Annotated in this window: 8 protein-coding genes; 3 read left to right on the forward strand and 5 right to left on the reverse strand. The window is 69.0% G+C overall.

What is annotated here, in order from left to right:
- Positions 1 to 61 precede the first annotated feature (61 nt).
- Positions 62 to 2,050, reverse strand: coding sequence for a BCCT family transporter (locus tag GBZ26_RS08160; RefSeq protein WP_174438410.1), 1,989 nt, complete (start codon positions 2,048 to 2,050; stop codon positions 62 to 64).
- Positions 2,051 to 2,182: 132 nt separating this feature from the next.
- Entirely contained in the window at positions 2,183 to 2,422 is a 240-nt protein-coding gene (locus GBZ26_RS08165; protein WP_174438411.1) for a hypothetical protein, read from the reverse strand.
- A 107-nt stretch (positions 2,423 to 2,529) separates the two neighbouring features.
- Between GBZ26_RS08165 and GBZ26_RS08170 the strand changes: the two genes are divergently transcribed.
- Complete coding sequence (locus GBZ26_RS08170) at positions 2,530 to 4,161, forward strand: lysylphosphatidylglycerol synthase domain-containing protein (RefSeq protein ID WP_174438412.1); 1,632 nt, start codon at positions 2,530 to 2,532, stop codon at positions 4,159 to 4,161.
- Here GBZ26_RS08170 and GBZ26_RS08175 read toward each other — a convergent pair.
- Positions 4,136 to 5,590 carry a TrkH family potassium uptake protein gene (locus tag GBZ26_RS08175; RefSeq protein WP_174438413.1) on the reverse strand — a complete coding sequence of 485 codons (1,455 nt, stop codon included), beginning with the start codon at positions 5,588 to 5,590 and terminating at the stop codon, positions 4,136 to 4,138. The two genes, GBZ26_RS08170 and GBZ26_RS08175, sit on opposite strands and share 26 nt — an antisense overlap.
- A gap of 332 nt (positions 5,591 to 5,922) precedes the next feature.
- Between GBZ26_RS08175 and GBZ26_RS08180 the strand changes: the two genes are divergently transcribed.
- On the forward strand, positions 5,923 to 6,294 hold the full coding sequence (locus GBZ26_RS08180; protein ID WP_035679854.1) for a hypothetical protein: 372 nt from the start codon (positions 5,923 to 5,925) through the stop codon (positions 6,292 to 6,294).
- Between the two features lie 162 nt (positions 6,295 to 6,456).
- Positions 6,457 to 7,164 (forward strand): hypothetical protein, encoded by a 708-nt coding sequence (locus GBZ26_RS08185; protein WP_174438414.1) that lies wholly within the window; start codon positions 6,457 to 6,459, stop codon positions 7,162 to 7,164.
- 83 nt (positions 7,165 to 7,247) lie between these two features.
- Here GBZ26_RS08185 and GBZ26_RS08190 read toward each other — a convergent pair whose 3' ends face one another.
- Together GBZ26_RS08190 and GBZ26_RS30175 are read right to left on the reverse strand one after the other, a co-directional pair.
- Positions 7,248 to 7,973: a SapC family protein gene (locus tag GBZ26_RS08190; protein ID WP_174438415.1), complete on the reverse strand. Its 726-nt coding sequence runs from the start codon at positions 7,971 to 7,973 to the stop codon at positions 7,248 to 7,250.
- 47 nt (positions 7,974 to 8,020) lie between these two features.
- On the reverse strand, positions 8,021 to 10,551 hold a 2,531-nt coding region (locus tag GBZ26_RS30175), incomplete at its 5' end, for a beta strand repeat-containing protein (protein ID WP_425599349.1).

Raw genomic sequence — 10,551 nt, forward strand, 5'->3', positions numbered from 1 at the left:
GACGGCTTTCTAGCATAATTCGAGGCAATCTTCTCCTGCTACCGCAAGAGGCCGCGCTCTTTCACCACCCCCTCCACTTTCCATACTCCTGCACGAAGTCGCGGACGATTGCTTCCCGTCCGGCGAGCGCCGGCAACAATTGTTTGTGCAAACCGCCGCGCAGGATCACCTCGACGCGCATCTGCCACCGTTCATCGGCCTCCTTCAGATCGGTGAAGGCGAAGGTCAGCGGGTGATAGGCCCGCGCGCGAATGTCGTAGCTGAACTCCTCCTCCCCGTCGCGCAGGACGGCGAGCCCGGCGTTGAAGGGGCCGACCTCGATGACCGCCTGGCGGCCGAGCCGTTCCAGCTCCGCCGCGATGTCGCGGAAGGCCGGTTCGACCGTGTCGGCGATGAAGCGGGCGACTTCGCGCCGTGCCCCGGCGGCGCCGGGCGGGGCCGCCGCCGCGATGGCTCCCTTGCGTCCGATTACGGCGGCCAGTTGCTGGCGCCAGTCACCGTCGCCCACCGGCTGCACCGGGGCGCCGCCCTCCGACGCGGTGGGCACCCGCGCCACCCGCCGGTCCGGACCCGCCCGGCGCTCCGCCCGCAGGCTGGTCACCAGCCCGACGCACATCAGCACCATGACCACCGCGAAGGGCAGCGCCGTCGTCACCGCCGCCGTCTGAAGCGCCTGCAACCCGCCGACCAGGAGCAGCACCGCCGCCACCACGCCGCACAGCACCGCCCAGAAGATGCGCGTGGCGATGGGCGGGTCCTGGTTGCCGCCGGACCCGATGATGTCGATCACCAGAGCACCGGAGTCGGCCGAAGTGACGAAGAAGGTGACGACGATCAGCGTCGCCAGGGCCGAGGTGACCACGCTGAGCGGCAGGCGGTCCAGCATGACGAACAGGGCCGTCGGCACGCTCTCCTGAACCGCCGCCGCCATGCCGCCGCCTTCGAACATCTCCATATGGATCGCCGTCTCGCCGAACACGGTGAACCAGACGAAGGTCAGCGCCACCGGGGCGAACAGCACGCCGCCGATGAATTCGCGGATCGTCCGGCCGCGCGACACCCGCGCGATGAACATGCCGACGAAGGGCGCCCAGGAAATCCACCAGCCCCAGTAGAACATCGTCCAGCTTGCCTGCCACTCCGCCCCGGTGTAGGGCAGCGTGCGGAAGCTGATGTAGGGCAGTGTCCACAGATAGCGCCCGATGCTCTCCACCAGCGTGGACAGCAGGAACACCGACGGGCCGAGCAGGAAGACGAAGAGCAGGAGCAGAAGCCCCGCCAGCATGTTCAGTTCGCTGAGCCGGCGGATGCCCTTGCCGACGCCGCTGACCGCCGAGACGGTGGCGACCGCGGTGATGACGGCGATCAGCACCATCTGCTGCACCGTGCCCACGCCGACCAGCCCGAGGTAATCGAGCCCGGCGTTGATCTGCATGACCCCCAGCCCGAGCGAGGTGGCGATGCCGAACAGCGTGCCGACGATCGCCACGATGTCCACCAGATGGCCGGGCCAGCCGCTCAGCCGGTCGCCCAGCAGCGGGTAGAGCGCCGACCGGATGGTCAGAGGCAGGTCGTGGCGATAGGCGAAGTAACCCAGCGACAGGCCGACCGTGATGTAGATGCCCCAGGCGTGCAGCCCCCAATGCAGGAACGCCAGATTCATCGCCTCCCGCGCGGCGTCTGGCGTTCCCGCCTCGCCGATGCGCGGGTTGGCGAAATGCAGCACCGGCTCCGCCACGCCGTAGAACAGCAGGCCGATGCCCATACCGGCGCTGAACAGCATGGCGAACCAGCTCAGATAGCTGAATTCCGGCTCGTCGTCGTCCTTGCCGAGCTTGATCGACCCGTAGGGACTGAAGAACAACCAAAAAGCGAACAAGAGGAAGCCCGCGACGGACAAAATGTAGAACCAGCCGAAGCTGCCGACGATGGCTGACTGAAGAGCGGAAACCCGTTCTCCGAACGGCTCGGTGAAGACGCTGGCGAGAAGGACGAACAGAAGAATCAGCCCGCCTGCGGTGAAGGAGACGGCTTTGTTGATCCCGTGCATGGTTTTTCTCCGGGTCCGGGCAGCGCACCCGAAACCGAGGCGCGGCGTCTTGGCCCACACAACGGATCAACCCGGCCGGAGTTTCCAAAAAAATGCCGCGCTCATGCTTCCGGCGAACCGCTCAGCGGCGGGCTATTCCGGACGGACGCCGCCTTTGCGCTCCGACCGCAGGCGCCGCCGCAGGACCAGCGCGTACCAGGCCAGCAAGACCGTGGTGAAGAGCGACAAGGTGAAGGACACGCCGTCCGGCCGCAGGCCGTAGCCCGTGGCGCCGCCGAACAGCGTCACCGAACTGTCCCAGAGATAGGCGAGCAGCAGGATCAGCGTGTTGGTCCCCGACAGGCCGGTGGCGAGATAAAGCACAAGATGCATCCGTTGCCTCCCGAAGAACCCTGCCCGGCCATGCGCTTTTTCGTTGCGCGGTGTTGTTCTTGTCCGAAGCCCCGTCATTCTAGGCGCCCGGAGCGATCCTGTCAGCCATGGCCCACACCGAAAGCCCCCCGACCTGGACCCAGCGGCTCCTGCGCTACGGCACGGGGGTGCTGATCCTGGCCCTTCTGGCCGGGGCGCTGGTCATCCTGAGCCGTTGGCTGGAGCAGTACAGCGTCGCCGACATCCGGCAGGCGCTGGACCGCATCACCGGCGTGCAGCTTCTTGCCGCCTCGGCGGCGGCGGCGGCCAGCTACTGGCTGCTGACGCTCTACGACCTGCTGGCCCTGCGCCACCTGCGGCGCCCCCTGCCCTACCGCTGGGTGGCTTTCACCGCCTTCACCAGCTACGCCTTCAGCCACAGCCTGGGCTTCGCCAGCATCATCGGGGCGACGGTGCGCTACCGCCTCTACGCCCCGCATGGGCTGGCCGGGGTGGAGGTGGCGCAGGTGACGCTGTTCGTCGTCACCACCTTCATGCTCGGGCTGGCCACGGTGATGCCGGTGGTCATGCTGATCGACCCCACGGCGCTGAAGGCTCTCCATGTCCCGCCGGGGAGCGCCATGCTTCTGGGGCTGGCGGCGCTGGCGGTCCTGGTGGCCTACGCGGTGGGCGGCTTCTGGCTGCGCCGGCCACTGCGGGTGTTCGGCCACGCCATCGCCTTCCCCCGCCCGTCCATCGCGGTTCGGCAACTCCTGCTTGGGCTGTGCGACCTGTCGCTGGCCGCGCTGGTCCTCTATCTCTGCCTGCCGCCGAGCGACGCGGTGAGCTACGCCGACGTTCTGGTGGCCTTCGGGCTGGCGCTGGTCGCCGGCATCATCAGCCATGTGCCGGGGGGGCTGGGGGTGTTCGACGCCATCGTCCTGGTCAGCCTGACCCCGGCCATGCCCGGCAACGACGTGATGGCGGGGCTTCTGGTCTTTCGGCTGATCTATTATCTGGCGCCGCTGGTGATCGCCGGGCTGATGTTCGGCGGGGTCGAGGCCTTCCAGGCCCGGCGCCGCATCGGCGGCCTGTCGCGGGGCATCTCCGCCGCCGTCAGCCCGGCGGTGCCGCTGGTGCTGGCCGCCTGCATCTTCATCACCGGGGCCTTCCTGCTGCTTTCCCGCGCCACGCCGGAGGAAACGCTGCCCGCCCCCTTCGACGCCACGGCGCTGCCGCTGGTGGAGATGTCGCATTTCACCGGCAGTGTCGCCGGGGTGCTGCTGATCCTGCTGGCCCACGCGGTGCAGCGGCGGCTGCACGCCGCCTGGGTGCTGTCGCTGGTGCTGCTGGCGACCGCCTGCGCGTCGGCCCTGCTGAAGGGCGGCGACTGGCCGGAAGCCATCGTGCCGGGACTGATCTTCCTGGCCCTGCTGCCGGCCCGCAAGGAGTTCCACCGCCGCGGCAACATCCTGCGCAATCCCCTGACGCCGAGCTGGTTCATCGCGACCGGTGTGGCGCTGGCCAGCGCCTTCTGGCTGGGCCTGTTCTCCTACAAGCACATCGCCTTCAGCGACGAGCTGTGGTGGCATTTCACCCTGCACGGCGACGCCTCCCGCTTCCTGCGGGCGTCGGTGGCGGTCGGGGTGATCGCGCTCGGCGCCGCGCTCGTGCATCTGGTGTCGGCGGCCAGCCGCGACCCGCAGGACCGGGAGGAGAATCCCACCGGCCCCCTCACCGCCGCCAGAAGGACGGACTGAGCACGACCAGGATGGTGAAGAACTCCAGCCGCCCCAGCAGCATGCCGGCGGCCAGCGCCCATTTGGCCCCGTCCGGCAGCGTGGCAAAATTTCCGGAGGGCCCGATGGTGGGGCCGAGGCCGGGGCCGACGTTGCTGACCGCGGTCGCCGCCCCCGACAGCGCGGACACCACGTCCACCCCCAGGAAGGCCAGGACGAAGGCCAGCACGAACACCGACATCAGGTAGACGAAGCCGAAGCCCATCACCGAGATCATCACATCGGCGCTCACCGGCTTGCCGTTGTAGTTGAGCGGGATCACCAGGTTGGGGCTGTAGAGGCGGCGCTGCAGCGCGCGCAGCACGATGAACAGAATCTCGAATCGGAAGATCTTCAGCCCGCCGGAGGTCGATCCGGTGCAGCCGCCGACGAAGGTCAGGATGAAGAAGACCACCGACGCCAACGGCCCCCACCGCTCATAGTCGATGGAGGCGTAGCCGGTGGTGGTGACCACCGAGACGACGTTGAAGGTGGTCACGCGGATGGCGTCGTCCCACGGCACGTCCCGCGTCAGAGTAAGCCAGATCGACATGCCGAAGGAGACCGCCGCGAGGAAGCAGAGGTACCAGCGGATCTGCGTGTCCGCCCAGAAGCTGGCCGCCCGCCCCTGGGCAAGACTGATGAAGCGGACGAAGGGCATGCCGCCCAGCACCATGAAGACCACCAGGACCCACTCGACGGCCGGGCTGTTCCAACTGGCGATGGACGCGTCGCGGGTGGAGAAGCCGCCGGTGGACACGGCGGTCATCGCGTGGTTGACGGCGTCGAACCAGGACATCCCCGCATAGGAGAGCATCACCGTGCAAATCGCCGTCAGGCACAGGTAGATCCAGCCCACCGCGATGGCGAGGTCGCTGGCCCGCGGCGTCACCTTGTCCGACCGGTCGGAGGATTCCGAGCGGAAGAGCTGCATGCCGCCCACCTTGAGGAAGGGCAGGATGGCGATGGCCATGCTGATGATGCCGATGCCGCCCAGCCATTGCAGCAGCGACCGCCACAGCAGCAGCCCCGGCGCCAGCCCGTCCAGCCCGGAGATCACCGTGGCCCCGGTGGCGGTCAGCGACGACATCGCCTCGAAATAGGCGTCGGCCGCCGTCAGGTCGATCTGCGACACCATGAAGGGCACGGCGGCGAAGGCGCAGATGACGACCCAGGACAGGGCGGTCAGCAAAAAAGCTTGGCGAACGTTCAGCGCGATCCGGTCCATGCGGTTGGCCAGCATGAACTGGACGCCGAAGAACAGCGTCAGGGCGCAGGCAATGGCGAAGACCATCCAGTCCGGATTGCCGGCCGCCAGATCGACGGTCATCGGAAGCAGCATCGCGACGGCCAGGACGCTGAGAAGCGCGCCGATGATGAAGAAGACGGGGCGGGTGTCGAAACCAGTCATGCACAGGCCATAGCCGATCGGAATTGAGGCATAAGTTGTCACGATTGCGACGCTTCGGCATGCCCGAAGCGCGCCGTAAGGCGATTTTCCCAATGGGTTACCCCATATAGCCTGTTCGGGGCGGGCCAAGCCCGTGAATCAGCCCAGTGAGTGCTCCGCTACCCAAAAAGATGTCTGGAATCGGGCCGGATGCGCCCCCGCAAAGAGGGGCCTGGGGCTGGACGGCGGGGGACATCCTGTGCACACTCCGCCCCGACGTACGGCTCAAATCGTCGAGCCTTCCCGGCTGACCGGGACCCGCAGGAAACTGGAACAGACAATGGACTGGCGGCGTGCTTTCGGACGATGCCCTGATCTTTCTTCAGCATTCGATCAAGACGGTGTGGACTCTGGAGATTCTGCTGATTTTACGGCGTGATCCGGGTCAGGCATGGAATTCGGACGAACTCATTCGCGAATCGCGCAGCAGCACGCTCATCCTCCAGGAAGTCTTGGCGAATCTTCAACAGGCTGGGTTGATCGAAACGGACGGGGACCATCGCATTCGCTACCGCAGCGCGACCCCGACTCTGGAGCGCTTGGCGGCGGAGATCGCCGTCGCCCAGGCGCGGCGTCCTGCGGCGATCACAAAGGCGCTTCTCTCGGTATCGTCGGACAAAGTGCAGAACTTCGCCGGCGCCTTCCGCGTCGGAAAAAGGACATGACCGTTCGGCCATAATTCACCCCCGGAACCGGGTTGGATTTTGCTAAACTATCGTTCGAAGCAACCGCCTTTGGCTGGTCGCCTCGTCCGAAAAAGGGGCGAACGGCTGCTTTTGCCTTGATCCGCCGACCGAATGGCTTCGATGTCCTGTGGAGTTTCCATTATGCCGTTTCACCGACCGGCCCTGGGGCTGTCCCTTGCCGCCCTTGCCCTGGCCGGAACCCTGGCGGGCGCCGCCCAGGCCGCAACCACCGATCGCAACCCCGCTCCCGCCGCCCAAGCCGCCCCGGCCACCGCGCCCAACGCCGCGTCCGAGGCGGCCCCCGCCGCCAAGGTCACCGGGTTCCGGTCCGCGCGCTTCGGCATGACCGGTGACGAGGTCGCGAAGGCCATCGCCAAGGACTTCAAGATCGAGGCCAAGGACATCCGTCGCGAAGCCAACGCGACGGAGCGGACCACCAGCCTGATCGTGAAGGTCGACGACCTTCAGACCGGCGCCGGTCCGGCGGTCGTCGCCTACATCCTTGGCCATTCGACGCAGAAGCTGTTCCAGGTGAACATCCTGTGGGGCGGCGCCGTGAACCCGAAGGTCGAACCCAACGCCCTGGTCGGTGCGGCCAACGCGCTGCGCAACTATTTCGTGGGACAGGGTTACCGGCAGGAGGGGATGCTGCTCAACGCGCCGGTCGGCGACGGATCGCAGGTGGTGGTCTTCCGCGGCACCGACAGCCAGGGTCGCATGAGCCTGCTGACTCTCGCGGTCCCGCCGAAGCCCTCGGACGACACCCCCGCCCTGCCGCCGTCGATGCAGCTCTCCTACATCGAGAAGCCGAACGAGCCGGACGTCTTCAAGATCGAAAAGGGCTTCTGATCGCTGGCCCTCCCCGGTCCGCAAAGGAAAAGGGCGGCGCCGTCGTGGCGCCGCCCTTTCCGTTTCCGGCAGGCCGGACCGGATCAGCCCTGGCGGGCGAGGCGGTCGACCAGACCCGACCAGCTGCTGACCGAGATCAGGTGGGCGTAGACCAGCCCCAGCCAGCCGCGGTCACGCCACTCCACCAGCGTCTCGGCGGGAAGCTGGTTGAAGGCGGCCTCGTCGATCACGTTGAAGCCGGCGAGGCTCAGCCGCTCGCCGTTGTTCAGGGTGATGTCGGCACGCTTCTCCGACATCAGGCCGGCGGCGGTCACCGCCTCGACGAACTGCGTGGTGAAGGCGCTCTGCGCCTGGACTTCCTTGACGAACTCCAGGGCGTTGTTCGTCAGGGCGGAGGGCTGTCCATCCACGAAGAAGGGATTGTCCCGGCCCGGAACGACGGAGTCCGCCGCCTCGTCGATGCACAGGGTGAGCTGGGACTTGTCCTCGCTCTCCAGGAAGATGAACGGGTAGCGGCGGACATAGGCGGGAATGTAGGCCCCCTCCTCCCACGCGCCGTTCCCGTCGACGAACAGGTTCTCGCCCGAACGCAGGCCGAGCAGCGCCACCGGCTGGACCACCGGGCCTTCCGAGAACAGGATCGGGAACTGCTTGCAGGCCGCGGCGAATTCCGCCGCCATCAACGGCACCGAGTTGGTGGTGGCCGCAAAGGCGAAGTTCGGCTCGGTGCGCAGCGACAGGTCGGCGTCGCGGGCGGCCACCAGCGGGCGGGGGTTCTTGTAGAACAGGGGCAGGGTCGGTTCGGTCATCGTTCGCTATCCAAAGGGTAAAGGTCTGCCGGGGGAACAGGCGCGCCTCAGCGCGCCTCCTCCTTCTCCGTCTGCTGGTTGCCGGTGGCGGACGGCGCGGGACCGGTGGTCAGGACCTCCGGCTGCGCGCCGGCGCGGCTGGTGGACGGGGTGGTTCCGGCGCCCGTGGACAGAACCTCCGGCTGCGCCCCCACACCGGTCAGCGACGGGGTCGTGCCGGCAAGGGAGAGAACCTGCGGCGCGGCGTAGGCGGCCAGAGCGTTCGGCGTGAGGCCGGCTCGGGTCACCGTGCCGGTGAACAGGCTGGTGACGCCGGGGGTGCTGGGAACCGGGACGACCACCACCACGGTGGCGGCGACCCGGCTGACCTGCTGCGTCGGACCCCAGGGGGTGTTGTTGATGAAGTACGGGGCGGCCCGCAGCGGGCTGTCGATCGCGCTGGCGGCCAACGCGTCCGTCTTGCCGGCCACGGTGCCGAACATCCGGGCGGAACCGGCCTTGGGAACGGTCAGGCTCAGCACGTCGATCTTCTGCAAGGCAGTCCCGGTCTCCTGTCCGATGATCAGCGCCCCGCCGTCGGACGCCATGGTCAGCATGGTGGCCTTGCCCTGGAGCCCCGCCATGGTGATGGGGCCGCCCGCCGCGATGGACGCCTGGCCGTCCGGCAGGGACGCCACGGCACCCAGCGTGATCGGGCCGGTCTTGGCCGTAATGCTGGCCGGCAGAACAATGCCCGATCCACCGGATTGGGTAAAGGCCCCCTCCGTGACAACCGTGGCATCACGCCCGAAGGTCACCATGCCGGCCCCGTCCGTCGTTACGACGTCCAGCGAGCCCGCGCTGTTCACCGCCGCGCCGAAGGTGAAGCCGGCGCCGGTCAGGCGGAGGCCGTCCGTTCCGGTCGCGGTCAGCGCCTTGGCGAAGCGGCTCTCGCCGCCCGTCGTCTGGGTCAGCGAGCGCACGGTCACCGCGCCGTCGTAGAAGACGCCGCCCGAGGTGCGGACCGTGACGTCACCCATCAGACCCGACGCGCCGATGTCGCCCGAAGCCCGGATGGACGCGCCGTTCAGCGCCAGCGCGGAGCGGTTGGCGCTGTCGACGGTCCCGCCGAACACCAGCTCGCCGCCGGTGCTGGTCAGAGCGCTGGCGCCGGCCACCGTCAGGGCGCCACCGAAGCGCTGCGCCCCGATGGTGGTGACGGTCGCACCGTCCAGGCGGGTGCCGCCGCTGACGGCGATCTGCCGCAGGGCGCCGGTTTCGCCGAAGACCCCGGCCAGGACGGCGTCGCCGTCGACCGTCAGCCCCTGCACCCCGGCGTTGGCGGCGTTGCCGCCGTTCAACAGGGAGACGGTCCCGCCCGTCAGGACGGTGTCGGCCCCCAGCGTCACCGCGCCGCCGAAGCTCTGCTCCGCCACGGTGGTCACCGCGCCGCCGTTCAGCGCGGCGGTGCCGGTCACCGACAGGCGGCGCAGCGCCTGCGTGCCACCGACGGGGCCGTTGATAACCGCGTCACCGGCGATGGTCAGCCCCTGCCCGCCGCGGGTGGCGGCGTCCAGCCCGCCGGCCAGCACGACGGTGCGGCCGGTCAGGAGGGTGTCGGTCCCCAGCACCGCCCGCTCCCCATAGGTCTGGGTCCCGGTGGTGTCGACGGAGCCGCCGTTCAGGGCCAGCGTGCCCGCCGCGTCGGTGACGACCGAAGCCGCGCGGACCGACTGGGCGAAGCGGGTCTGGCCGGCGCTGTTCACCGTCAGGTCACCCAGCCGCTCCGTCCCGCCGATCGTGCCGGCGAAGACGGCGTCGGCGGTGCCGCTGGTGACGGTCAGGGCCTGCCCGCCGTCCAGCGTCCCGGCGAAGGTGACTCCGGCGCCGGCCAGGGCCGACGGGGTGCCGTCCAGACGGACCGCGCCGCCGTAGGTCTGCGCCCCGCTGGTGACCGCCGTGGCGCCGTTCAGCAGCGTCTCGCCGCCGACCGTCAGCGCGGCCAGAGCCTGCCGGGTGCCGAGGGTGCCGGCGAAGGCCGCGTTGCCGGCGATGGTCAGGCCCTGACGGCCCGCCGCCGCCGCGTCGATGCTGCCGGACAGCGACACCTGGGCGCCGGTGAGGGTCGTGTCGGCCCCCAGGGTCACCGCGTCGGCGTAGCTCTGCGCCCCGGTGGTGTCGACGCTTCCGCCGTTCAGGATGGTGATCCCGGTGGCGTCGGTGGCCAGCGAGGCCGCCTTCACCGCGTCGGCGATGGTGGTGGTGCCGCCGCCGTTGATCGTCAGCGCCCCCAGACGGCTGGTGCCGCCGACCGCGCCGCCGAGCAGGATGTCGCCGCTGCCGCTGGCCAGCGTCAGCGCCCGCCCGCCGTCGAGGGTGGAGGCGAAGACGATCCCGCCGTCGCCGCTGATCCGGCTGTCGCCGCCCAGGGTCGCCGCCGTCGCCGCCGTGAAGACCGTGCCGGCCTGATAAGCGCCGTCCAGGGTCACCGCGTCGTTGTAGGTCTGGGCGCCGCTGGTCGTCACCGACTTGAGGCTGGTGGTGCCGTCGGCGTCGGTGGTCAGGCTGGCGAGCGCCGTCGTGCCGCCCCCCGCCGCGT

This window comes from Azospirillum formosense (assembly GCF_013340925.1).
GTDB classification, from domain to species: domain Bacteria; phylum Pseudomonadota; class Alphaproteobacteria; order Azospirillales; family Azospirillaceae; genus Azospirillum; species Azospirillum formosense.